General features: G+C 63.4%; 21 protein-coding genes. 14 read left to right on the forward strand and 7 right to left on the reverse strand.

The features are described from left to right. Positions 1 to 268 precede the first annotated feature (268 nt). From trpE to IK083_00495, 14 genes are read left to right on the forward strand one after another with little or no spacing between them, the layout of a single operon-like run. The gene (trpE, locus tag IK083_00430; GenBank protein MBR4748024.1) at positions 269 to 1,747 is read left to right on the forward strand and encodes an anthranilate synthase component I; all 1,479 of its coding nucleotides are present in this window, start codon (positions 269 to 271) and stop codon (positions 1,745 to 1,747) included. Further along, positions 1,744 to 2,319, forward strand: coding sequence for an aminodeoxychorismate/anthranilate synthase component II (locus IK083_00435; GenBank protein ID MBR4748025.1), 576 nt, complete (start codon positions 1,744 to 1,746; stop codon positions 2,317 to 2,319). Before trpE ends, IK083_00435 begins: the two co-directional genes overlap by 4 nt. Next, entirely contained in the window at positions 2,316 to 3,338 is a 1,023-nt protein-coding gene (trpD, locus tag IK083_00440; protein MBR4748026.1) for an anthranilate phosphoribosyltransferase, read from the forward strand. Before IK083_00435 ends, trpD begins: the two co-directional genes overlap by 4 nt. A 1-nt stretch (position 3,339) precedes the next feature. Continuing rightward, positions 3,340 to 4,125 (forward strand): indole-3-glycerol phosphate synthase TrpC, encoded by a 786-nt coding sequence (gene trpC, locus IK083_00445; GenBank protein MBR4748027.1) that lies wholly within the window; start codon positions 3,340 to 3,342, stop codon positions 4,123 to 4,125. A gap of 41 nt (positions 4,126 to 4,166) precedes the next feature. Continuing rightward, positions 4,167 to 4,724, forward strand: coding sequence for a phosphoribosylanthranilate isomerase (locus IK083_00450; GenBank protein MBR4748028.1), 558 nt, complete (start codon positions 4,167 to 4,169; stop codon positions 4,722 to 4,724). Between the two features lie 5 nt (positions 4,725 to 4,729). Further along, positions 4,730 to 5,818, forward strand: a complete 1,089-nt coding sequence (locus tag IK083_00455) for a chorismate mutase (GenBank protein ID MBR4748029.1) — start codon at positions 4,730 to 4,732, stop codon at positions 5,816 to 5,818. A 13-nt stretch (positions 5,819 to 5,831) separates the two neighbouring features. Continuing rightward, on the forward strand, positions 5,832 to 6,857 hold the full coding sequence (locus IK083_00460) for a 3-dehydroquinate synthase (GenBank protein MBR4748030.1): 1,026 nt from the start codon (positions 5,832 to 5,834) through the stop codon (positions 6,855 to 6,857). Further along, positions 6,854 to 7,972, forward strand: a complete 1,119-nt coding sequence (gene aroC / locus IK083_00465) for a chorismate synthase (GenBank protein MBR4748031.1) — start codon at positions 6,854 to 6,856, stop codon at positions 7,970 to 7,972. Before IK083_00460 ends, aroC begins: the two co-directional genes overlap by 4 nt. 1 nt (position 7,973) lies before the next feature. Next, positions 7,974 to 9,212, forward strand: a complete 1,239-nt coding sequence (locus IK083_00470) for a shikimate dehydrogenase (GenBank protein ID MBR4748032.1) — start codon at positions 7,974 to 7,976, stop codon at positions 9,210 to 9,212. Positions 9,213 to 9,228: 16 nt separating this feature from the next. After that, on the forward strand, positions 9,229 to 10,848 hold the full coding sequence (gene aroQ / locus IK083_00475) for a type II 3-dehydroquinate dehydratase (protein ID MBR4748033.1): 1,620 nt from the start codon (positions 9,229 to 9,231) through the stop codon (positions 10,846 to 10,848). Further along, the gene (locus IK083_00480) at positions 10,832 to 11,689 is read left to right on the forward strand and encodes a prephenate dehydrogenase (GenBank protein MBR4748034.1); all 858 of its coding nucleotides are present in this window, start codon (positions 10,832 to 10,834) and stop codon (positions 11,687 to 11,689) included. The genes aroQ and IK083_00480 overlap by 17 nt, the downstream gene beginning before the upstream one ends. Positions 11,690 to 11,709: 20 nt before the next feature. After that, positions 11,710 to 12,738 carry a 3-deoxy-7-phosphoheptulonate synthase gene (locus IK083_00485; GenBank protein ID MBR4748035.1) on the forward strand — a complete coding sequence of 343 codons (1,029 nt, stop codon included), beginning with the start codon at positions 11,710 to 11,712 and terminating at the stop codon, positions 12,736 to 12,738. A gap of 13 nt (positions 12,739 to 12,751) precedes the next feature. Further along, the gene (gene trpB, locus IK083_00490; protein MBR4748036.1) at positions 12,752 to 13,936 is read left to right on the forward strand and encodes a tryptophan synthase subunit beta; all 1,185 of its coding nucleotides are present in this window, start codon (positions 12,752 to 12,754) and stop codon (positions 13,934 to 13,936) included. Then, positions 13,929 to 14,705, forward strand: coding sequence for a tryptophan synthase subunit alpha (locus IK083_00495; protein ID MBR4748037.1), 777 nt, complete (start codon positions 13,929 to 13,931; stop codon positions 14,703 to 14,705). Before trpB ends, IK083_00495 begins: the two co-directional genes overlap by 8 nt. 82 nt (positions 14,706 to 14,787) lie before the next feature. Here the strand turns inward: IK083_00495 and gltA are convergent, their stop codons facing one another. Genes gltA through IK083_00530 form a run of 7 tightly spaced genes read right to left on the reverse strand, consistent with a single transcriptional unit; the run spans position 14,788 to position 25,243 of the window. Next, entirely contained in the window at positions 14,788 to 16,161 is a 1,374-nt protein-coding gene (gene gltA, locus IK083_00500) for an NADPH-dependent glutamate synthase (GenBank protein ID MBR4748038.1), read from the reverse strand. Beyond that, on the reverse strand, positions 16,158 to 17,045 hold the full coding sequence (locus IK083_00505; protein ID MBR4748039.1) for a sulfide/dihydroorotate dehydrogenase-like FAD/NAD-binding protein: 888 nt from the start codon (positions 17,043 to 17,045) through the stop codon (positions 16,158 to 16,160). The genes gltA and IK083_00505 overlap by 4 nt, the downstream gene beginning before the upstream one ends. 34 nt (positions 17,046 to 17,079) lie before the next feature. Continuing rightward, on the reverse strand, positions 17,080 to 18,381 hold the full coding sequence (locus IK083_00510; GenBank protein ID MBR4748040.1) for a hypothetical protein: 1,302 nt from the start codon (positions 18,379 to 18,381) through the stop codon (positions 17,080 to 17,082). After that, positions 18,378 to 19,703 (reverse strand): hypothetical protein, encoded by a 1,326-nt coding sequence (locus IK083_00515; protein ID MBR4748041.1) that lies wholly within the window; start codon positions 19,701 to 19,703, stop codon positions 18,378 to 18,380. Before IK083_00515 ends, IK083_00510 begins: the two co-directional genes overlap by 4 nt. Further along, the gene (locus IK083_00520) at positions 19,700 to 21,067 is read right to left on the reverse strand and encodes a hypothetical protein (GenBank protein ID MBR4748042.1); all 1,368 of its coding nucleotides are present in this window, start codon (positions 21,065 to 21,067) and stop codon (positions 19,700 to 19,702) included. The genes IK083_00515 and IK083_00520 overlap by 4 nt, the downstream gene beginning before the upstream one ends. After that, entirely contained in the window at positions 21,067 to 21,402 is a 336-nt protein-coding gene (locus IK083_00525) for a histidine triad nucleotide-binding protein (GenBank protein MBR4748043.1), read from the reverse strand. Before IK083_00525 ends, IK083_00520 begins: the two co-directional genes overlap by 1 nt. A gap of 16 nt (positions 21,403 to 21,418) precedes the next feature. Continuing rightward, the gene (locus tag IK083_00530) at positions 21,419 to 25,243 is read right to left on the reverse strand and encodes a hypothetical protein (GenBank protein ID MBR4748044.1); all 3,825 of its coding nucleotides are present in this window, start codon (positions 25,241 to 25,243) and stop codon (positions 21,419 to 21,421) included. Positions 25,244 to 25,246: the final 3 nt, after the last annotated feature.

Here is a 25,246-nt window from a genome sequence, read left to right on the forward strand (position 1 = left end):
AATCAGGTGAGAAACGCACTGTCAAATGGACCGCTGAGGGTGCAGTCAAATGTGCATGGGCACAGAGTATTCTGCAACGTGTGGGCATACGTCAGTTGCCGGGGATATGTTGGTATCCTGCCAAGCGCGCGGGTCATTCCGCGAATTCAAGGTGGCACCGCGGATAGTGTCAGTATTCAGATCTATTCGTCCTTGACAGACAAATCACTATGCTGTCAGGGGCGTTTTATTTTGCTCCTGCAGACAAGCCGGAGGAATCAAAAAAACTATGAAATTCAAGCCGAGTCCGGAAGAGGCCCTGTCAGCGGCCGCCTCCGGAAAGTACCGAGTCATGCCCCTGAGCTGCGAGATACTGTCCGACTTCACCACGCCCATCGAGGCGGTGCGGGTCCTCAAGAAGGCGTCCCGCCACTGCTTCATGCTGGAGTCGGCGCAGGCCAGCGAGACCTGGGGCCGCTACACCTTTTTGGGCTATGACCCCAAGATGCTCATCACCTGCACAGCCGGACGCACCGAGGTCACGGATCAGGACGGCTCCCGGCGGGTCATGACGGGCAGCCCTTCTGACTGTCTCAGAGCTATCCTGCGGGATCACGCGGGCTGCCGTTTCGACTGGCTGCCCCCCTTCGCCGGCGGGCTGGTGGGCTACTTTGCCTACGACTACATCACCTACGCCGAGCCGGGGCTGCGGCTGAATGCCCGGGACACCGAGGAATTCAAGGACATGGACCTGATGCTCTTTGACAAGGTCATCGCCTTTGACCACCTCAGGCAAAAGATAGTGCTCATAGCCAACGTGGACCTGTCGGACCCCAGGACCGGCTACGACAAAGCCGCGGCGGAGCTCACCGAAATGGCCCGGCTGCTGCGCCGGGGCGAAAAGCACACGGAGCCCGGCGGCCGCCTCACCACCCCTGTGACCCCTCTCTTCGAAAAGGAGGAGTTTTGCGACATGGTGCGGCGGGCCAAGCGGCACATCAGAGAGGGCGACATATTCCAGATAGTCCTGTCCAACCGGCTGTCTGCGGGCTTTGAGGGCAGCCTCTTCGACGCCTACCGGCTGCTGCGGGCCATCAATCCCTCGCCCTACATGTTCTATTTTTCCGGCACCGACGTGGAGGTGGCGGGGGCTTCGCCGGAGACTCTGGTGAAGCTGCAGGACGGGGTGCTCCACACCTTCCCTCTGGCGGGCACCCGGCCCCGGGGCAAGACTCCCCGGGAGGACAAGGCCCTGGAGGCCGAGCTGCTGGCAGATGAAAAGGAGCTGGCCGAGCACAACATGCTGGTGGACCTGGGGCGCAACGACCTGGGCAAGATAAGCCGCTTCGGCACCGTGAGGGTGGAGGCTCTCCGCACGGTGGAGAGGTTTTCCCACGTGATGCACATAGGCTCCACCGTCCGGGGCGAGATAGCCCGGGGCAAGGACGCTCTGGACGCCATCGAGGCGGTGCTGCCGGCGGGCACTTTGTCCGGGGCCCCCAAGATAAGGGCCTGCCAGCTCATAGACGAGCTGGAGGACAACAAGCGGGGCATCTACGGCGGAGCCATAGGCTACATAGACTTCGGCGGCAACATGGACACCTGCATCGCCATCCGCATAGCCTACAGAAAAAACGGCCGGGTCTTCGTCCGCAGCGGCGCGGGCATCGTGGCGGACTCCGATCCGGAAAAAGAATATGAGGAGTGCCTCAACAAGGCCCGGGCGTCCCTCAGGGCCCTGGAGCTGGCCGGGGAGGAAGACCTATGATCCTGCTGATAGACAACTACGACAGCTTTTCCTACAATCTGTATCAGATGACCGGAGAGATAGAGCCGGACATCCGGGTGGTCCGCAACGACGAGCTGACCCCGGCTGAGATACGGCAGTTGGCGCCGGACAAGATCATACTGTCCCCGGGCCCCGGCAGGCCTGAGGACGCGGGCTGCATCATAGACGTGGTCCGGGAATTGGGGGGCGTCATCCCCATACTGGGGGTCTGCCTGGGGCACCAGGCCATCTGCGCCGCCTACGGCGCCCGCATCACCTACGCCCGGGAGCTCATGCACGGCAAGCAGTCCCGGGTGACCCTGGACAAGGGCTGCCATCTCTTCACCAATTGCCCCGAGCCCGCCTACGTGGCCAGATACCATTCCCTGGCGGCGGACCGGGACACCCTGCCCTCCTGCCTGCGGGTCTGCGCCGAGACGGCGGACGGCGAGGTGATGGCGGTGATGCATGAGGACTATCCCGTGTACGGGCTGCAGTTTCATCCCGAATCGGTGCTGACCCTGTGCGGCAGGACCATACTGTACAACTTCATCAGAGAGGTAAAGAAATGATAAAGGAAGCCATAGTAAAGATAGTGGGCAAGGGCGACCTCACCTACGACGAAGCCTACGCCGTCATGAACGAGATAATGAACGGGGAGACCACCCCCACCCAAAACGCCGCCTTTTTGTCGGCTCTGTCCGCCAAAAACGCCCGGGCGGAGACCACCGACGAGATAGCGGGCTGCGCCACGGCCATGCGGGACCACGCCACCCCGGTGGAGACGGGCATGGACATCTTCGAGATAGTGGGCACCGGCGGGGACAACGCGGGCAGCTTCAACATCTCCACCGTGTCCGCCCTGGTGGCGGCGGCGGGAGGCTGCAAGGTGGCCAAGCACGGCAACAGGGCCGCCTCCTCCAAATGCGGCACCGCCGACTGTCTGGAGGCCCTGGGGGTAAACATCAGCCAGAGCCCCGCCAGATGCGTGGAGCTGCTGCGGGAGGCGGGCATGTGCTTCTTCTTTGCCCAGAGATACCACACCTCCATGAAATACGTGGGGGCCATCCGCAAAGAGCTGGGCTTCCGCACCGTGTTCAACATCCTGGGGCCCCTCACCAACCCGGGGCGGCCCTCCATGCAGCTCCTGGGCGTGTATGACGAATACCTGGTGGAGCCTCTGGCCCAGGTCCTGGCGGACATGGGCGTCCGGAGGGGCATGGCGGTATATGGCAGGGACCGGCTGGATGAGATATCCCTCTCCGCCCCCACCAAGGTCTGCGAGATCAGGGACGGCTGGTTCCGCTCTTACGTGATCAAGCCGGAGGATTTCGGCCTGGAGCAGTGCCGCAAGGAAGACCTGCGGGGCGGCGACCCCGGGGAAAACGCCCGGATAGCCCTCTCCATACTCCACGGGGAAAAGGGTCCCAAGCGGGACGCCGTGCTGCTGAACGCGGGCGCGTCCCTCTACATCTGCGGCAAGGCCTCCGGCATAGGGGAAGGCGCCCGGCTGGCGGCGGAGCTGCTGGACTCCGGCAAGGCCTTCGGCGTCCTGCAAAAGCTCATAGACGTGAGCAACCGGCCCGAATAGCATGAACATTCTCGAAGAGATAGCCGCCTACGCCCGGCTCCGGGTGGAAAAAGACAGGGAGGCGGCGGGCCTCTCCGCCCTGCGGGAGCAGGCGGAAGCCCTGCCCGGCGGAGGCGACAGGTTTTACGCCGCCGCGGCCAAACCGGGCCTCTCCTTTATCTGCGAGATAAAAAAGGCCTCCCCCTCCAAGGGGCTCATAGACCCCCTGTTCGACTACCGGGGCATCGCCCGGGAATACGACGCCGCCGGCGCCGACTGCATCTCCTGCCTCACGGAGCCCCGGTGGTTCCTGGGGTCCGACGGCATATTCCGGGAGGTCCGGGGCCTGACGGATATACCCATGCTGCGCAAGGACTTCGTCATAGACGAATACCAGATATTCCAGGCCAAGGTCCTGGGGGCCGACTGCGCGCTGCTCATCTGCGCCCTGCTGCCCCCCGCGACCCTGGCCCGGTGGGTGGCTCTCTGCGAGTCCCTGTCCCTGGCGGCTCTGGTGGAGGCCCACGACGCCGACGAGATACAGATGGCGGCAGACGCGGGGGCCCGCATGATAGGGGTCAACAACCGCAACCTGAAGGACTTTTCCGTGGACCTGTCCAACGCGGCGCGCCTCCGGGACCGGATACCGGCGGGCTGCCTTTACGTGTCCGAAAGCGGCATCGGAGGCCCCGACGACGTGGCGGCCCTGAAGGACACGGGCGCCGACGCGGTGCTGGTGGGCGAAGCCCTCATGAGGGCCCCGGACAAAGGGGCCTTTCTCGCCGGGCTCAGGCGGGCGGCAGAGTGAAGATCAAGATCTGCGGCCTGTTCCGCCCCGAGGACGCCCTCATGGTCAACGAATTCCCTCCGGACTATGCCGGCTTCATCCTGCATTTCCCCCGGAGCCGCAGGCACGTGACCTGCGGGCAGGCGGCGGAGATCAGGGGGCTCCTGCGGCCGGAGATAGGGGCTGTGGGGGTCTTTGTGGACCGGCCGCCGGAGGAGGTGGCCAGCGCGGCGGAGCAGCTGTCGCTCGACGCGGTGCAGCTCCACGGCAGCGAGGACGAGGACTATATAGCCGCCCTGCGGCGGCTCATCTCCCTGCCCGTGTGGAAGGCCTTTGTGGTCCGCAGCGCCGACGACGCGGACAGGGCTCTCCGGAGCAGCGCCGACGAGATACTCCTGGACGGGGGCATGGGCCAGGGCAGGGGCTTTGACCTCTCTCTCACGGAGGGCTTTGGCCGGCCCTTCATCCTGGCGGGGGGCCTGACCCCCGAGTCCATCCCCGGGGCGGCCCGCATACCGGGCGTCATCATGGCGGACCTGTCCTCCGGCGTGGAGACCGGCGGGGTGAAGGACAGAGAAAAAATCAGGGCGGCGGTATCGGCCGCCCGCAATGCGAGGTAAACCGAGTGGACAAGCTGGAAGAGGCCAGGCTGGCCATACAGCAGGCAGACAGAGAAATAGCGGCCCTCTTCGAAAAACGCATGGAGGCCGCAAAGGTGGTGGCCGCCTACAAAAAGGAGCGGGGGCTGCCCATATTCGTTCCCGAGGTGGAAAAGGCCCTGGTGGAAAAGAACGCCGCCCTGATCGCCGACCCGGCGGTGAGGGCCCACTACGTGCGGTTTTTGCAGCACACCTTCAACGCCTCCAAACGCTATCAGAGGGAGCTCATCTCCGGAGTCCGCATCGCCTACAGCGGCATAGGGGGCTCCTTTGCCAGCATAGCGGCTGAGCGCATCTTCCCCGAGGGGGAAGCGGTGGGCTTCCCCGGCTTTCCCGAGGCCTACGGCGCCGTGGAGCAGGGAGACTGCGAGCAGGCGGTGCTCCCTCTGGAAAACAGCTACGCCGGCGAGGTGGGGCAGGTGGCGGACCTGATGTTTCAGGGCTCTCTCTACGTCAACGCGGTCTATACCCTGCGGGTCAGGCACAACCTGCTGGCCCTGCCCGGGGCCCGGCTGTCGGACATCCGCCGGGTGGTCAGCCATCCCCAGGCCCTGGCCCAGTGCAGGGAATACATCAGGGCCCGGGGCTTCGACACGGAGGAAGCGGGCAACACGGCGGTGGCCGCCGAAGCGGTAGCCTCCGGCACGGACATCCACACGGCCGCCATAGCCGGAGCGGAGACGGCGGAGCTCTACGGCCTGACGGTGCTGGACCACGACATACAGACCAGCTTTCAGAACGCCACCCGCTTCGGCGTCTTTTCCCGGGTGCAGAACGCCCGGTCCCAAAAAAACAGCCGGTTCATACTCATGTTCACGGTGCGCAACGAGGCCGGCTCCCTGGCAAAGGCCATAGACGTGGTGGGCAGGCGGGGCTTCAATATGAGCGCCCTGCGGTCCAATCCCCTGAAGAGCCTGGCCTGGCAGTATTATTTCTATTTGGAAGCCGGCGGAGACATATTCTCCCCCGAAGGCAGCAGCATGCTGGAGGAGCTGAGAGCCAACTGCGACATGCTGAAGATAGTGGGCAGCTACCCCGAACCCGAAGAGATATAGTGAGGAAAAGCCTATGACACTCCACGTAGACACGGACAAGGGCGGCTATGACGTCATCATAGAGCCCGGCTGTCTCGCCTGCGCCTCGGACCTGCTGGACCTGGACAGAAAGGCGCTGATAGTCACGGACGAGGGCGTGCCGCCCCAATACGCCCGCAGCCTGGCCCGGCAGTGCCGGGAGCCCCGCCTGGCAGTGGTCCCTCAGGGAGAGGGCAGCAAAAGCGTACAGGAATGGGAACGCCTGCTGAGGCTCATGCTCCGGGAGGGCTTTACCCGCCGGGACTGCGTGGTGGCCGTAGGCGGCGGGGTGCCGGGAGACCTGGCGGGCTTTGCCGCCGCCTGCTACATGCGGGGGGTGGACTTTTACAACGTCCCCACCACGGTCCTGTCCCAGGTGGATTCGTCCATAGGCGGCAAGACCGCCGTCAACCTGGACAGCGTCAAGAATATAGTGGGAGCCTTTTACCCTCCCCGCAGGGTGCTGGCGGACCCGTCCCTGCTGGAGACCCTGTCCCCCAGACAGACCGCCAACGGTCTGGCGGAGGCCCTGAAGATGGCGGCCTGCTTCGACCCGGAGCTCTTCGGCCTCTTTGAAAATGCAGACCCCCGGGCCTCTCTGGCCACGGTCATAGAGCGCTCCCTCGCCATCAAGCGACGGGTGGTGGAGGAGGACGAACGGGAACAGGGCCTGCGAAAGGCGCTGAACTTCGGCCACACCATAGGCCACGGCATAGAGGGAGAGGCCGCCGGCCTGCTCCACGGCGAATGCGTGGCTCTGGGCATGCTGCCCATGGCGGACCCGGGGATACGGGAAAGGCTGGCCCGGGCCATGGCCAGGCTGGGGCTTCCCGGCGGCACCTCGGCGGACCCCGCCCGGGTGCTGGAGCGGGTGCTCCACGACAAAAAAGCCTCCCGGTCGGGAGTGGTGGCGGTGCTGCTGCGGGACGCGGGCCGCTTTGAGTTTCAGACCCTGTCCCCGGCGGAGCTGGCGGAGAGGATAGCCCGGGTCCCCGGGATCCCGGAGGGAGGTCAGGCATGAAAAACACCTTTGGCAGCGCGGTGACCCTCACCATATTCGGCGAGAGCCACGGACCGGAGATAGGGGCTGTGCTGGACGGCCTGGCCCCCGGCATGGAGGTCAGCGGGGACAGCATCAGAAAACAGCTGGACAAGAGGCGCCCGGCGGGAGCCATATCCACGGCCCGCAGAGAGGCGGACGAATTTCACATAGCCAGCGGAGTCTTTGAGGGCAGGACCACCGGCACGCCTCTCACCATAATCATACCCAATGCCGACGTCCACAGCCGGGACTACGCGTCCCTGCGCCACACGCCCAGGCCCGGCCACGCCGACTACACGGCCCAAGTGAAATACAGGGGCTTTCAGGACTACCGGGGCGGAGGCCACTTCAGCGGCCGCATCACCGCGGCCCTGTGCGCCGCCGGGGGCATACTGCTGCCGGCACTGGAAAAGAAGGGCATCCTCATAGGCTCCCACATCGCCGCGCTGGGCGGGGGAGAGCCCCTGCTCCGGGACCAGGCCTTCTCCGGCGACGAAGCCCTGCTCACAGAGCAGCTCCGCAGCCTGGACTGCAAGGACTTCCCCGCGCTGGACCCCGAGGCCGAAAAGGCCATGCGGGAGCGGATACTGGAGATGAGGGACCTGCATGACAGCTGCGGCGGCATACTGGAGGGCTGCATAGCGGGCCTCCCCGCCGGCACCGGCGAGCCCTGGTTCGACACGGTGGAGGGAGTGCTGTCCCACGCGCTCTTTGGCATACCCGCCGTCAAGGGAGTGGATTTTGGGGGGGCCTTCGACCTGGCGGGCCTCCCGGGCTCCGAATACAACGACGGCTTTTGCCTGTCCGACTCGGGAGAGGTGAGGACCTCCACCAACCACAACGGGGGAGTCAACGGAGGCATAGCCAACGGCATGCCCATACTGTTCAGGGTCATGGTAAAGCCTACCCCCTCGGTGTTCCTGCCCCAGGCCACGGTGGACCTGGAGAAGGGGACCGGCGCCACCCTGTCCCTGTCCGGCAGGCACGACCCCGCCGTCATACACAGGGCGGCGGCCGCTGTCAACTGCGCGGCGGCTCTGGCGGCGGCGGACCTGCTGACCGTCCGGTACGGCGCAGACTATTTAGGAGAATGATATGGAATACGGCTGCATAGGCAAGAGCCTGCCCCACAGCTTCAGCAAAGAGATACACGCTCTCATAGACAGCTACCGCTACGAGCTCCGGGAGCTCCGGCCGGAGGAGCTGGCCGGCTTTTTGAAGGAGGCGGATTTCAGAGGCGTCAACGTCACCATCCCCTACAAGGAGGCGGTGCTGCCCTATCTGTCGGAGATATCGGAGAGCGCCCGGGCCATAGGGGCTGTGAACACCATAGTCAACCGGGACGGCAGGCTCCTGGGCTTCAACACGGACTTTTCGGGCATGGACGCCCTCCTGAGGCATGCGGGCCTTGACCTCAGGGGCAAAAAGGTGCTGATACCGGGCACCGGAGGCACCTCCCGCACGGCTCTGGCCCTGGCAAGGGCCCGGGGAGCCCGGGAGATATACAGGGTGAGCCGCTCCGGAAAAGACGGGGCTCTGTCCTACGACGAGGCCATGGACCGCCACGGGGACGCGGAGATCATCATCAACACCACCCCCTGCGGCATGTTCCCGGACCACAGGGCCAAGCCCCTGAGCCTTGAGCCCTTTGCCCGGCTCGAGGGAGTCATAGACGCCATCTACAACCCCCTGCGCACCGAGTTGGTCCTGGATGCCCTGAGCCGGGGCGTCAGGGCGGAGGGAGGCCTCTATATGCTGGCGGCCCAGGCCGTGTATGCCGCAGAGCTGTTTCTGGACAAACGATACCCCGCGGGCCTCACGGACAGCATCTGGAAAAAGGTGCGGGGCGACAAGGAAAACATAGTGCTCATAGGCATGTCCGGCGCCGGCAAGACTGCCGCCGCCGGGGCCCTGAAGCGCATCACCGAGCGGCCTATGGAGGACACGGACCTGATGGTGGAACGCCGGACCGGCATGAAGATCAGGGACATATTCGCCCGATACGGCGAGGAGCATTTCCGCCGGCTGGAGAGCGAGGCCATCGACTCTCTGTCCGGGGAGACCGGCATGATCATTTCCACCGGCGGGGGAGCGCCCCTGCGGCCGGAAAACCTGTCCGCCCTGAAGAAAAACGGCAGGATAGTCCTGCTGGAGCGGGACCCGGAGGACATACTCCCCGACCCCTCCAGGCCTCTGGCGGACACGGAGGAAAAGATCAGGGCCCTCTACGCCGCCCGGTATCCCATATACAGGGCGGCGGCGGACGCTGCGGTGCGGGTCTCGGGCACCCCGGACGCCACGGCCATGGAGATACTCAGAGAGAGGCTGTCATAGACCGGAGGGCACAGCATTGAACATACTCGTCATCAACGGCCCCAACCTCAATATGCTGGGGATAAGGGAGCCGGGCATATACGGCAAGGGCACCTACGGGGACCTGTGCCGCAGGATAGAAGCCCACGCCGCGGCCATCGGCGCAAACGTGGAGCTGTATCAGTCCAATCACGAGGGAGACCTGGTGGACAAGATACAGCAGGCCCTGGGCGCTGCCGACGGCATAGTCATCAATCCGGGAGCCTACACCCACACCAGCGTGGCCCTGCTGGACGCCCTCAAGGCGGTCGGCCTGCCCGCGGTGGAGGTGCACATATCCCGGGTGGAGGAGCGGGAGGCCTTCAGACAGATATCCTACGTCAGGGACGCCTGCCTGAAGACCATCACCGGCCACGGCTTTGACGGCTACACCGAGGCCGTCAGCTTTCTCGCGGCCATTCTCCGGACCCCGGGCAGGACCGTCTGCATCAAGCCGGGCAAGGCCTCCGGCACCGTCACGGCCCCGCCGGCCAAGAGCATGGCCCACCGGCTGCTCATAGCCGCCTTTCTGGCGGAGGAGTGCGGCGGCGGCAAATGCCGCATAGGCAACCTGGCCCCCTCCGACGACATACTGGCCACGGAGGGCTGCATAGAAGCCGCGAAAAAATACCTCCGGGGCGACACGGACTCCCTGACCATGAACGCAGGCGAGTCCGGCTCCACCCTCAGGTTCCTGATACCCTGGGCCCTGACCCTGTCGGACAAGGTGGTCTTCACCGGGTCGGAGCGGCTGCTGGAGAGGCCTCTGTCCGTGTATGAGGACATCTGCGCGGAAAAGGGCTTTCTCTTCGAAAAGGGGCCCCGCTCCCTGACCCTGAGGGGCTCTCTCGGCCCCGGGACCTACAGGATGAGGGGCGACGTCTCCAGCCAGTTCGCCAGCGGCCTGCTGTTTGCCCTGCCCCTGCTGGACGGGGACAGCCGCATAGAGTTTACCACCCCGCCGGAAAGCCTGCCCTATATACGGATGACCCTGCAGGCGCTGGACATGTTCGGCGTCCGGGCGGCGCTGGAAGAGGGAGGCGTCACGGTCCCCGGCAGACAGAAATATATCCCCCGGGACGCCGACGCGGAGGGCGACTGGAGCAACGCCGCCTTTCTGAAGGCCCTGGACCTCTTCGGAGGCAGCGTCCGGGTGGAGGGGCTGGACCCGGATTCCCTGCAGGGCGACAAGGTCTGCGTGGAGTATTTCCGCCGCCTGGCCGACGGCGGGGCCGAGCTGGACATATCCCAGTGCCCCGACCTGGGGCCGGTGCTGTTTGCTGCGGCGGCGGGGCTCACGGGCGGCCGCTTTACCGGCACGAAGCGCCTGAGCATCAAGGAGTCCGACAGGACCCGGGCCATGGCGGAGGAGCTGGCCAAATTCGGCATACGCTGCCTGGAGGAGGACAACGCGTTCACGGTGTTTCCGGGCAGCCTCACGGCCCCCGCAGAGCCCCTCTGCGGACACAACGACCACAGGATAGTCATGGCCCTCTCGGTGCTGCTCACCGTCACGGGAGGCGCCGTCAGCGGCGCCGGGGCGGTAAAGAAGAGCTGGCCGGACTTTTTTGACGCGCTGAAACAACTTGGAGTAACATGGTATGCAGTGGATAAGTAAAGGCAATATTCTCATAGCGGGCCTGGGTCTCATGGGCGGCAGCTACGCCATGGCCCTGTCCCGTCTGGGCTATCACGTGACGGCCATAGACACCCGCCCCGAAGCCATCGGCTACGCCCTGTCCCGGGGCATCATCAAGGAGGGCAGCACCCGGGTGGAGCCCGGGCTGGTGACCGGAGCCGACGCGGTGATCTTTGGCCTGTATCCCCACGTGTTCAGGGAATGGATAGAGGAGCACGGGCATCTGTTCCGTCCCGGAGCCATGCTCACCGACGTCACCGGCGTCAAGAGCGCCGTGGTTTACGACGTGCAGAGGCTCCTGCCTCCGGGAGTGGAATTCATACCGGCCCATCCCATGGCCGGCCGGGAGGTCTATGGCGTGGAAAACAGCGACGACCGCATCTTTCACGACGCCAACTTTATCGTGACCCCCACGGACAGCAATACTCCCGAAGCGGTGGAGTGGTGCAAGGACCTGGGGCGCATACTGGGCTTTCGGAAAATATCGGTGCTGTCGCCGGAGGAGCACGACGAGATGATAGCCTTCCTCTCCCAGCTCACCCACTGCATAGCCGTCAGCCTGATGACCTGCACCGACAACAGGCATCTGGCAGACTACACCGGCAACTCCTTCCGGGACCTGACCCGCATAGCCCGGATCAACGAAAACATGTGGAGCGAGCTGTTCGTCATGAACAAAAAGCCCCTGCTGGACAAGATGGACCGCTTTATAGAGGAGATCAGGGAGTTCCGGGACGCCCTGGACAGGGACGACACGGAAACAATGCGGGAAAAGATGCGTCTTTCCACAGAGCGAAGGGCCTGGTTTGACGTAAAATAAGGGATAGTGAGGTCAGACTTATGAATATGGATTTTTATCGCAAGCTCGCCATACCTCTGGAGGTAAAGGAGATGTTTCCCGTCACCCGGAAGGTCAGCGAGACCAGAGAGCAAAAGGTGCTGGAGCTGAAGCAGATACTGGACGGCCGCAGCGACAGGTTAATACTCGTCATAGGCCCCTGCTCCGCCGACAATGAGGACAGCGTGCTGGACTATATATCCAGGCTGGTGCCGGTGCAGGAGAGGGTGAAGGACAAGATCATGATAGTCCCCAGGATATACACCAACAAGCCCCGCACCACCGGGGACGGCTACAAGGGGCTGCTGCACCAGCCGGACCCCAACGAGAAGCCCGACCTGTTCAAGGGGCTCATAGCCGTCAGGGAAATGCACATGCGGGTGGTCAACGAGACCGGCTTTGGCTGCGCCGACGAGATGCTTTACCCGGACAACCACAAATATCTGGACGACATCCTGGTTTACGTGGCAGTGGGCGCCCGGTCGGTGGAAAATCAGGAGCACCGGCTGACGGCCTCCGGCATAGACGTGCCCGTGGGCATGAAAAACCCCACCGGCGGAGACCTGTCCGTGATGATGAACGCCATCACGGCGGCCCACCATCAGCACACCTTTATCTACAGGGGCTGGGAGGCCCATTCCTTCGGCAATCCCTACGCCCACGCCATACTGAGGGGCTACACCGACAAGCACAGGCAAAACCACCCCAATTATCACTATGAAGACCTGGAGCTGCTGTGCGATTTTTATGACAAGAGCGGCCTGCCCAACCCGGCGGCGCTGGTGGACACCAACCACAGCAACTCCGGCAAAGACCCTATGCGGCAGCCCCTTATCATCAGAGAGGTGCTGCAGAGCCGCCGCTACAACCGGCGCATCAGGGACCTGGTCAAGGGCTTCATGATAGAGAGCTACATAGAGACCGGCTCTCAGGAGGTGGGCGGAGGCTGCTACGGCAAATCCATCACAGACCCCTGCCTGGGCTGGGAAGAGACCGAGGAGATGATCCTGCGGGCGGCGGATATGCTGTAAGGAGATATATACCATGAGCAAAGGACGCTTTGGCATCCACGGGGGCCAGTATATCCCCGAGACCCTGATGAACGCCGTCATCGAGCTGGACGAGGCTTACCTCAGCTGCAAGGACGACCCGGACTTCCGGCGGGAACTGTCGGAGCTGCTGAACGAATACGCCGGCAGGCCCTCGCGGCTCTATTTTGCCCGGCATATGACAGAGGACCTGGGCGGGGCAAAGATATATCTGAAACGGGAAGACCTGAACCACACCGGCGCCCACAAGATCAACAACGTGCTGGGCCAGGCCCTGCTGGCCAAGAAGATGGGCAAGACCCGCCTCATAGCAGAGACCGGAGCCGGCCAGCACGGCGTGGCCACCGCCACGGCGGCGGCCCTGTTCGGCATGGAGTGCGTGGTGTTTATGGGCGAGGAGGACACGGTGCGCCAGGCCCTGAACGTCTATCGCATGCGGCTGCTGGGAGCGCAGGTAGTGCCGGTCAGCACCGGCACCGCCACCCTGAAGGACGCAGTGTCCGAAGCCTTCCGTGAATGGACCAACAGGATATCGGACACCCACTACTGCCTGGGCTCGGTGATGGGGCCCCACCCCTTCCCCACCATAGTCCGGGACTTTCAGGCCGTGATCTCCGCCGAGATCAAAGAGCAGATGCTGGAGCGGGAAGGCAGGCTGCCGGACGTGGTGGCCGCCTGCGTGGGCGGCGGCTCCAACGCCATAGGCTCCTTTTATCACTTCATAGAGGACCGCAGCGTGCGGCTGGTGGGCTGCGAGGCGGCGGGCAGAGGCGTGGACACCTTTGAGACCGTGGCCACCATAGCCACCGGCAGAGAGGGCATATTTCACGGCATGAAGTCCTATTTCTGTCAGGACGAATACGGCCAGATAGCCCCGGTGTATTCCATATCCGCGGGCCTGGACTATCCGGGCATAGGCCCCGAGCACGCCTGGCTCCACGACACGGGCAGGGCCCAATACGCGCCGGTCACCGACGAAGAAGCGGTGGAGGCCTTTGAGTATATGGCCCGGACCGAGGGCATCATCCCCGCCATCGAATCTGCCCACGCGGCCGCCTGGGTCATGAAGGAGGCCCCCTCCATGCCCCGGGACGCCATCGTGGTGATCACTCTTTCGGGCAGGGGCGACAAGGACTGCGCGGCTATAGCCCGCTACAGGGGAGAAGACATCCATGAGTAAGATATACAAGGCTTTTGAAAAAGGCAAGGCCTTTATACCCTTTATCACCTGCGGCGACCCCGACCTCGCCACCACCGAAGCGGCGGTGAAGGCCGCCGCGGCCAACGGAGCCGGCCTCATAGAGCTGGGAATACCCTTTTCCGACCCCACGGCGGAAGGCCCCGTGATCCAGGGAGCGAACCTGAGGGCCCTGTCGGCGGGAGTCACCACCGACAAGGTGTTCGAACTGGTGAGCCGCCTGAGACAGACCGTGGATATACCCATGGTCTTCATGACCTATGCCAACGTGGTCTATTCCTACGGAGCGGAGCGCTTTATGGAGCGCTGCAGCCGGGAGGGCATAGACGGCGTCATCCTGCCCGACCTGCCCTTTGAGGAAAAGGGCGAGTTTCTCGCCGCCTGCCGCGCCCGGGGAGTGGACCTGATCAGCATGATCGCCCCCACCTCCGCCGACAGGATAGCCATGATAGCCAGGGAGGCCGAGGGCTTCCTCTACGTGGTCTCCAGCCTGGGAGTCACCGGCATGAGGAGCGAGATCACCACCGATCTCGGGTCCATCATAGAGACTGTGCGCCACAACACCTCTGTCCCCTGCGCCATAGGCTTTGGCATATCGAGCCCGGAGCAGGCCCGGAAGATGGCCTCCCTTTCCGACGGAGCCATCGTGGGCAGCGCCATCATCAAGCTGCTGGAAAAATACGGCCGGGAGGCGCCGGAGCGCATCGGCGGATTCGTCAGGGAAATGAAAGCGGCCGTGGACCGGGCCTGACAGGCCCAACGCTCCGCCGTCATCCCGGCGCCTGAGGCGCAAAAAAAAGGCCCCCTTCCGGGAGCCGGCGGCTTTGAGCCGCTCACATATATTTTGCTCTGATATACTCTTCGATGCCTTTGGCAGCTATCCTGCCGGCGCCCATGGCGGATATGACAGTGGCGCTGCCGGTGACCACGTCGCCGCCGGCAAATATGCCGGGGATATTGGTCATGCCGGTCTCCGGGTCCACGGGGATGCCTCCCCAGGAGAGGGTCTCAAGGCCGGGGGTGGTGTCCCTGATGAGAGGATTTGGGGTCTGTCCCAGGGCCACTATGGCGCAGTCGGCCGCGATGACCTCGGTCTTGCCCGTGGGCCTGGGGCGGCGTCTGCCGCTCTGGTCCGGCTCTCCCAGTTCCATCTCGCTGCACAGGACAGCCTGCAGGGTCTTCTCTCCCAAAAACTCAGCCGGCCCCAGCAAAAAGCGAAAACGCACCCCTTCTTCGGCGGCGTGGTGTATCTCTTCCTCCCGGGCGGGCATCTCGGCCCGGCTGCGGCGGTATATGATGGTCACGCTCTCGGCGCCGGTCCTGAGGGCCGTGCGGGCGCAGTCCATGGCTGTGTTGCCCGCGCCTATCACCACGGTCTTGCCGGGCTTGGGCATGGGGGTCAGATAGTCGCTGCGGCAGGCCCGCATCAGATTGATCCTGGTGAGCCATTCGTTGCCGGAAAACACGCCGGGCAGGTCCTCGCCCTTGATGCCCATGAGCTTGGGCGCTCCGGAGCCGGTGCCCAGAAATACGGCGTGAAAGCCCTCGTCAAAAAGGCTCGTCACCTCAAAGGCTCTGCCGGCGGGGGCGTTCGGGATGAACTCTGCCCCCAGAGCGCTGATCTGGTCTATCTCCCGGTCCAGCACCCCTCTGGGCAGCCTGAACTCGGGGATGCCGTAGCGCAGCACTCCGCCGGGCTTGTGCAGGGCTTCAAACACGGTCACCCTGAAGCCCTTCTTTGCCAGAGAGCCGGCCACCGTCAGCCCGGAGGGGCCGGAGCCTACCACCGCCACCCTGAAGCCGGCAAATTCATCCGTGGCTGCCGGGGAAATGGCGTCGCAGGCGCTGTCCGCGGCATAGCGTTCCAGCCTGCCTATGGCCAGCGGCTTGCCCGCCCTGGCCAGGATACATTGCTTCTGACACTGCTTTTCCTGAGGGCACACCCTGCCGCAGACTGCGGGCAGAGAGTTGGTCTCCATGATCACCGCCAGAGCGCCGGCGCTGTCGCCCTCTTTGATCCTGCGTATGAATTCGGGTATATTGACCCCCACGGGGCAGCCCTTCACGCACCGGGGATTCTTGCAGCTCAGACACCTGGAGGCTTCCAGTTCCGCCAATTCCTTTGTGTAGCCCAGAGCCACCTCGTCAAAGTTGCGGATCCTCTGCGAGGGTTCCTGGCAGGGCATCGATACCTGCGCCGTGCTCATATGCTGTTTTCAAGAGCCATTCTCTTTTGCTCCTGCTCCTCTTCAAAATAATATGCCTTGCGTTTTTTCAGCTCGTCCCAGTCCACCTGATGGGCGTCGAACTCGGGTCCGTCCACACAGGTGTAGCGCACCGCGCCGCCCACCTTCACCCGGCAGCAGCCGCACATGCCGGTGCCGTCTATCATGATGGGGTCCAGGCTGGCGGTGGCGGGCACGCCGTATTCTTTGGTCAGGTCGCTCACCGCCCTCATCATGGGCAGGGGACCTATGCACAGCACGCTGTCCAGAGCCTTCTCCTCCAGCAGCTCCCTGAGCACGTCGGTCACCAGCCCCTTCCGGCCGGAGGAGCCGTCGTCCGTGATCAGCAGCAGCCTGTCGGCAAAGGCTCTGATCTCGTCTGTGAGGAAAAACAGGCCCTTGGTCCGTGCGCCTATGATCACCGTCACCTCGTTCCCGTGCTCTTTCATGGCTTTGGCCACCGGGTAGGCGATGGCGGTGCCCACTCCGCCGCCTATAACGGCGACTCTGCCCAGGCCCTCCACCACGCTGGGATGGCCCATGGGGCCCGCCACGGACATGACGGGGTCGCCCTCCTCCGCCCGGGACAGCTCTATGGTGCTGCGGCCCACAGCCTGAAAGATCACGCTGATGGAGCCTTTGTCCCTGCGGGCGCCGCTGATGGTGAGAGGTATCCTCTCCCCTTTTTCGTCCCGGCAGATCATGACGAACTGCCCGGGCTTTGCGGCCGCCGCCACCAAAGGCGCATAGATCTCTATCTCCGTAATGGTGTCCGAGATCCTTCTTTTGGAGAGCACTCTGCTCGCCAGATCCCGGGATCCCACCTCCGAAAGACGGCAGGGACTGCCGTCGGCATGAACTATCATCGATACTCCTTACCGCCCCCCGCGGGGCGCGTCGCTATAGTTTTTCCGTCCTGTTGCCTGCGATCACCTTGTTGGCGCCGGAGGACATATCCAGCAGGGGCCGGGCCTTGCCGGGCTGCTGCAGCAGGTTGTCCTGCAGGTATATATAGTCCGCCCCCTCGTCTATGATCACCGCCGGCACCTCGCCGGTCCCCATCAGCAGGCAGTCCTTCACCCACACCCTTTGGGCCTTGCTGCCCAGGCGTATCGCCGGGCTTGCGCTCTGGATGACGCAGTCGGATATGGTGAGCTTGTTGGTATAAAAGGGCTTCCAGTATATGCCGGAATAATCGTGGTCTATGCCGGTGTAGGCGCCGTCGCCGAAGCCCCGGATCTGGGTGTCCTTGATGACTCCGTTGAAGCCTATGGCCTCGGGGAGGACCCGGATGCCCACGCCTCCCTTGTTGACCAGCACGTTGCAGCCCAGCACCGTGAAGCCCAGGACTCCCCGGAAGTCGAAGCCGCAGTCCACCGCCTCTATCCAGCAGTTGGTAAAGGCGTAGCCCAGGCTGATCACGCTCTCATTGGCGTCCGGCCGGGCCGTGAGGGTCTGGCGGAAAAAGCACTTGGCCCCTATCACAAAGCAGGCGTTGAAGGTGGCTCCGTCCTGACGGCCGAAATCAAAGGCTATGAGATGGTGGGCGGCGTAGGCCTTCTCCGTGAAGGGGCCTATGCGGGAGGGGAAAAAGTGCACGTTCTCAAACCTGTTCACGTCCAGCCCGCCGCTGAGGCGGAAGCCCCGCCAGTGGCAGAAGGCCTTGATGTTGGCAAAATAGCACTGCCCCGCGTTGGCTCCCCCCGGATAGGGAGTGGACACTCCGATCCAGGCGCCGTCTATGTCTATGTATTCCAGGCTCACGTTGCAGCCGGCTATCTCAAAGGCCGCATCGTACAGATCGGGCTTTTCCATCTTCTCCGGGGTCAGGTTGTCCGGATAATACACCGCCGCCCCCTTCACCGCCGAATAGGAGTTCATGCGGAAGGCGGGGCCGTCCCTGTGCCTGACGTGAAAGGTGGAGGTGGTGTTTTCCCAGCTGTCGCCCTGTCCCAGGAGCACGGTCCGCTGAGGGATGGTCACGGTCTTTTCCAGCGCCATGACTCCCGCAGGCAGACGCACCACCCCTCCGCCTGAGGGCAGGCTGTCAATGGCCCTTTGCAGGGCTGCCGCGCAGGGAGCGGCGCCGTCGGCCGTGACGCCGAAGTCAGCCGCCATGACCTCTCCCGACGGCGAGACCGCCGAAGCGCAGAGAGAGCCGGCGCAGAGTACCAGGAGCAGCGCGGAGAGCAGTCTGGTCATTTGGCAGCCTCCTTTTGTCGCAGGTCTTCGGTCAGGTTGTCCCGCAGGACCACGTCCCTGCCGGAGGGCCGGGGGCCTCCCCAAAGGGACATGCCGTCGTTTTCCAGCTGAAATATATTGTCGCTCACGGTGCAGCCCGCGGCCTCCGGGTCTATATCCATGGCGGGACTGCCGGACAGCAGACACCCCTGCACCCACGCCCGGCAGCAGTTTTTGCCCAGCCGGACGGCGGGGGCCGCCCTCTGGATGATGCAGTCGGACACAGTCAGCTTGTTCAGGGCGTTGGGAGCCCACCACTTGTATTCCATATCGTATTCCACGCCGGTAAAGGTCTTGCCGGGGTAGCCCCGGATCTGGGTGGAGTTGACCACTGCGTTGTAGGCGATGCATTCGGCGCGGACCCTCACGCCCACGCCTTTGTCCTTGACCAGTATGTTGGAGCCGGCTATGGTAAAGCCGCACACGCCGGCGAAGTCAAAGCCGCAGTCCACGTTTTCTATCCAGCAGTTCATGAAACTGTAGCCCAGGGACTGGCTCCACTTGCCGTCGATGCCGTTGTCCCGGTCCTGCCTGAAAAAGCCCTTGCCCCTGATGATGAAGCAGGAGTTCATCATGCAGCCGTCCTGCCTGCCGAACTCAAAGCCTATCAGGTTGTCCATGGAAAAGCTGCCGCCCTTGGCGGTCTGGCTGGGGAAAAAGTGGATGTTCTCAAACCGGTTGATGTCCGCCGCCCCCGTGAGATAAAAGCCCCGATAGTGGCAAAAGGCGTTGATGTTGGCAAAATAGCACTGTCCCGCATTGGCCCCCCCCTGAGGCGTGGAGCAGAATATCCAGGCCCCGTCCACCGAGATGTATTCCAGGGTATTGTTGCAGCCTATGAGGACCACGCAGGGGGGATACTCGTCGGGCTGCGCCATCTTTTCGTCGGTGAGATTGTCCGGATACCGCATGCACACGCCCTTTATGGCGCAGTGGGTCAGCAGGGAAAAGGCGGGGCCCTCCCTGTGCCTGATCACAAAGGTGGTGTGGGTGTTTTCCCAGCCGGCGCCGGCCCCCTCCAGAGTCACCCTGTCGGGCACCGTGACAGGCTTGTCCATCAGGATGAGGCCCGCAGGCAGCCGCACCACGCCCCCCTGGGTATTTTCGGTGTTCAGAGAGTCCATGGCCCTCTGCAGGGCCGCGGCGGAAGGGGTCCTGCCGTCGGCCGTGACGCCGAAGTCCGCCGCATTGACCTCTGCGGCAGGCTTGAAGGCCTTTTGCTCGCCGGCCCACAGGGCCGCCGGCAGGGCCAGCAGCAAGAGTATCACACACAGCTTTTTCATTGGGCGTCACCCGCCTTGGGCTTTTGCTTCGACAGATCCTCAAAGACGTTGTTCTCTGTCACAGTCCCCTTCAGGCCGGGAGGGCACTCAATAGGCCCCGGCCGGGAGGCATCCTCGACCTGGAAAATGTTGTCCTTCACATATACGTATTCCGCGCCCCTGTCTATCTGGAGGGCGGGGCTTTTGTCCGTCCCGGACAGCAGGCAGCCCTTTATCCACGCCCTGCGGGCATTGCCGCGGATGCGTATGGCCGGCGAGGCGCCCTGTATCTGGCAGTCGGAGACGGTGAGCTTGTTCATGCCGTTGTGGGACCAATATTTCAGCCGCAGGTCATAATCTATGCCGCAAAATTCATTGTCGCCGCCGAAGCCCCTTATCTGGGTGCCGGTCACGGCTCCGTTGTAGGCTATGGTCTCGGCCGCTATCCTTATGCCGACGCCGCCCTTGTTGACCAGCACGTTGCAGTTCACTATGTTGAAGCCGCACACGCCTTCTATGTCAAAGCCCGTGTCCACCGCCTCTATCCAGCAGCCGAAAAAGCCGTAGCCCAGAGAGGCGTTGTAGGGCAGCTCCGCTATACCTCCGCTGGAGCCCGGACCGGGAGAGTCCGTCCCCTGGCGGAAAAAGCCCTTGCCCATGATGATGAAGCAGTCGGTGAACATGGCTCCGTCCTGCCTGCCGAACTCAAAGCCTATGAGGTTGTGGGCAAAGTAGGCGTCGCCCTCCGTGTATTGGTTGGACCGGGAGGGAAACAGGTGCACGTTCTCGAACCGGTTGATGTCCGCCGCCCCGCTGAGCCAAAAGCCCCGGTGGTGGCAAAAGCCGTTGATGTTGGAAAAGAGGGACTGGCCGTTGTTGGCCCCCGTGCCCGCGCTGGACACTCCGATCCAGGCGCCGTCCAGATTGACGTATTCCAGGCTCACGTTGCTGCCGCGGAGCTCAAAGGCCGGGTCGTAGCGGTCGGGCCGGCGCATCTTCTCGTCGGACAGGTTGTCCGGGTATTCCACCGACACCCCCTTCACGCCGCAGTAGGACCCCAGGGAAAAGGCGGGGCCCTCCCTGTGCCTGACGTAAAAGGTGGTGTGGGTGTTTTCCCAGCTGTCGCCCGCTCCGAACAGATACACGTTCTCCTTCACGGTCACGGTCCTGTCCAGCAGGATGATGCCTGCAGGCAGGCGCACCCTGCCCCCGGCTGCGCCGGGCAGGCTGTCTATGGCCTTTTGCAGAGCCTCGGCCGAGGGGGTCCTGCCGTCTGCAGCCACGCCGAAGGCGGCGGCGTCCACCGACTGCGAGGGCTCCACCGGGTTGGCGAAGGCGGCCGCAGCCGCCAGGATCAGCGCTATTGCCGCAGCAAACAGCTTCATTATGCGGGGCCCCAGCAGATCTTTTCGCCGCCCAGCAGGTGCAGATGCAGATGCATCACGGTCTGACCGCCGTCCTCCCGGCAGTTGATCATGAGGCGGTAGCCGCTCTCGCTGATACCCTCCTTGCGGGCCAGCTCCCTGGCCACCTCTATCATATGGGCCACCAGGGACATATCGCCGCATTCGTCTATGCAGGGTATATGCTCCTTGGGCACTATTAGGATGTGCACCCTGGCCAGGGGATTGATGTCCCTGAAGGCCGCCGTGGTGTCGTCCTCGTATATCAGGGAGCCGAAGGCTCCGGAGGCTATTTGGCAAAATATACAGTCTGTCATCTCTTTATCTCCTTTCTCAGCCCAGATTGACCTTCAGCTCCAGGTCCTTGCTGTTGCCGAAGTCGTCCACCGCTCTCACCTTCACAGTCTTTTCGCCCGTTGCTCCCTCCGGCAGGGCAAAGGAAGCCTCAAAGTCCGTCTCCCGGGTGTCAAAGACTCCCTTGGGAGACCGGCAGGACATCCACAGGAGCCCGTCATAGGAGAACTGGACCCCCGCTATCACCCCGATGGTGGGACAGGAGGCCTTGCCCTTGATGGACAGCTTGCCGTTTTCCGCGGCTGCGGCGGCCTCCAGCAGAGGCTCGGAGTTGCATATGAGGGCCTCGGCAGAGGCGACGGCGGCTATTGCCCCCTCCGGATTGGAGGGCTCGTCGGTCACTTGCAGCTCTATGAGCCAGCGGCCGTCCTCCAGCCCGGCGGTGTCTATCTCCCGGGAGGTCTCGGGCTTGGCGTCGGCCTTGGGCAGCCCGTCCGCGGCGGGATATATCACCCTGCGGTCTTCCGAGCCGGGCTTCCGGGCAGTTATCACAGGGATCCAGGAATCGTTGTCCGGGTCGGACACCTCCCATTCCATCTTGGTCTTGCCCGACAGCTTCTGGCCGAAGGCGGGAGCCTTCAGCTTCACGGAGGGGGCCCTGTTGGCCATGAAGTAGCTCAGGGTGATCTTGTTAAAGGAGCCCTGCAGGCTCTCGTTGAACCTGGCGCAGATCCTGCCTGCCCCGAAGGGGGTATTCTTCTCCAGAGGCTTGCGGCCGTCCCCCTTGTCCACGGACCAGCTGATGCCGCCGGCGGGGGCGGAGGCCTCCTGCAGGCTCACCGTGGTCCCCAGGTCTATGAGCTCCGTGGAGTAGATGCACTCGGAGGGATGCAGGCGTATCTCATACACTCCGCCGGGGTTGACTCCCGACAGGTAGGCCCTGCCCTGCCCCGAGAGGGCTATGTCGGAGAACTGAAACGCTCCCCTGAACTCGTCCACGGCCCAGTTGCCGTCGGGGAAGATGCGTATGACCTGATCCCTGCCGGCAAAATACACGTTGCCCGTCTCGTCGCTGACCGCCCTGAAGCAGTCGCCTATCTTCTCGGCTATCTTGGTGAGGCCCGAGTTGTATTTGACTATCATATTCTTGCCGGCCACGTAGGCGTACACGTCTCCCGAGGGGCTCACGGCCACGCAGTTGACGCTGCCTCCCATGTCGTTCATCAGCACCTGCAGCCCGGAGCCCGTGTATCGCACCAGCTGCTTTTTGGTGCCTATGATGACGCTGCCGTCGGGAGCGGCGGCAAAATCGGTGGTATATACTCCTCCGTGCCGCAGGGACCGGGACTTCACAAAGTCGGCGGAGCAGATGCACAGCTCGTCCGAGTCGGCAAAGCCCACCATCAGCTCCCCGCCTGCAAGAGGAATGACGTCGGATATGTATTTGTGGTCAAAGGCCGCGGCTTCCACCGCTTCCCGGCCCTCTATGCGGAACACCTTGCCGGAGGGAGCCGTGGAGGCGTAGAGGCCCCCGGAGGTCTTGATGAGCCTGGTCACCCACAGGTCCTCCAGGCCGCAGACTTTGGACAGCTTTTCGCCCTCCTTTTTCAGATAGACGCCGGCGGCAAGGCCGGTGCCTATATACAGCCCCTCCTCGGTCTGCAGGGAGCAGGTGGCCATCTGCTCGGGTACCTGCAGCTCGGAGAGCCGCTCCACCGTGGGATAGATGGCGTTGTCCTTGCCCATGCTGCAGCCGGTGAATTCACCCTTTGCCAGCTCTCCCTCCTTCAGCTCCAGCTGAGAGGGCCGCTTGGACACGGTGGTCTCGGGCTTCTTGTCCTGAGGCTTGGGCTCTTCTTTCTTGTCCTCCGGCTTCTTGTCCTCGGCCTTCTCCCCCGGTTTGTCCTCGGCCTTGTCCCCGGACTTGACGGCTTCCTGCTCCTTCTTCACGGTCTCCAGGGCCTCGTCCAGCTCGCCCGCCAGACGCAGGAGCCCGCTCCGGTCGCCGGCAAAGAGGCTCTCGGGGTCCCGGGGGGACAGTATGCGCGCGGACAGAGGCTTGCCCTGGACGTCCTTGGCGCTGACCCCCGTGTTGTTCTTCACGGGCACGGACATGACCACCGCGCCCATGGGGATGTATTCGTCTGTCTTGAACACGGTCTTGTAGTCCAGCTTTTCCGTGGTGAACACGGAGTTGTTCACGCTGGCAAAGAGCTGATTCATGTAGGGAGGCATATCCCGCAGCTTGTTGCCGGCTACCACCAGCACGTCGCCGGTGGCGGGAATGAGCCTGATGACCAGCTCGTTGTTCTTGTCAAAGTCCATGGTCTTCTTGAGATATTGCTCAAAGGAGGTGGAGTTGTCCTGAGTGTCTATGACGCTGATCAGGGTGTTGTTGCCCTGCCTGGAGGTGGGCGCCAGCTCGATGGCGTCGGACAGGGCGCCGCCGTAAACCAGGATGGACAGATTGCCGTCCTCCAGATTGTCGGGGACGTGCAGGGTCTTGGTCTCCGTGAAGGTGGTCTCGCTGCCGTAGGGCCTCATCACCAGACCTATCTCCAGGTCCTCGCCGGCCTTCAGCTCCTTCTTGTTCATGAACACTCTCTCGATGTAGGCGTATTTGTTGCCGCTGTCCAGCTCTATGTCCACGTCTATGGACTTCAGCCGCTTGTAGCCGTATTTGCTCTGGGTGACCTTGGAGAGCACCTTGGTCATCTCAGACATGATCTGCCAGGCTACGTCGGACTCGGAGGTGTAGTAGTTGGTGAAGGAATATTTCTCGCCGTCGGCCAGCTCAAAATCGTAGGTGGCGCGGCAGTTCACTCCGCTCTGCTGGGGCCGGACCCGGATGTAGGTCTCCACCACGGGCATGACGGCGTAGTCCCTGAAGTAGTATTCGCCGCTGGCCACCTTGCACCGGATGGTCTTTTCCCGGCCGGTGGCCCTGTCCCTCACGTGGGTGTTCACGGGGGTCATGCTGGCCACGCCGTTGATCTCGCCGGCTATGGCGTAGGGCCTGTCCTGATAGATGCGCCCCACTATGTCCAGAGGCACGGAATATTTGTGGGATATCTCATAGCCCGAATACACGTCCACCACGTAGGCCTTGCACATGGGGATGGAGGTAGGGCCTATCTCGTCCATGGGATGGCCGAAGGCCAGCAGCTTGTTGCCCGAGCGCCAGGTGACTGTACCGGTGCCCACCGCGTTGATGTCGCCGGTGATGATCACGGCGCCCACCGCGGCTCCGGGCTGCAGGCTGGCTCCCTTGGCATCGGGCAGGGAGGCCGTGTCGGCCCCGGCCCCCGCCACGGGCACAAAGCCGCTGCCCTTGAAGGTGTCGGCAAACATGCTGCGGGTCGCGGGGCTCAGGCCCGATACGGACAGAGGTATCTGCAGCCTGGCGGGATCGGACACCCTGCGGGAGCCGGAGGCAGCCCCGCTCTCGTTGAGCCTGGGGTCCAGGGTCTCCAGCATGTCGTGTATGGGAGTCAGCATGCAGGTGTTTTCCTTGTTCCACCCGCGGCCGTAGGCCACGGCGCCCACCAGCTTGCCGTTGATGTAGCAGGGGCTGCCGCTCATGCCCTGGATGACCCCGGACATACGCTGGTCTATGAGAGGGTGCTTCAGCTTCACCAGGATGAGGTCGCCTCCGGAATTGGCCTCCTTCAGGATGCCCCGCACCTCAAAATCGAACCTTTCGATCTTGGTCCCGTGAAAGACCGTGAGGCCGTAGCCCTTCATGCCCCGCTTTATCTGGCTGACAGGCATCAGGTCCCGGGTCAGGTCCGCAGGCAGCCCGCTCTGGGCAAAGGCTCCCCACGCAAACACCAGCAATAGCAGCGTCAAAACAAATCTTCTCATAGA

The sequence above is a fragment of the Abditibacteriota bacterium genome (genome assembly GCA_017552965.1).
Lineage (GTDB): Bacteria > Armatimonadota > UBA5829 > UBA5829 > UBA5829 > RGIG7931.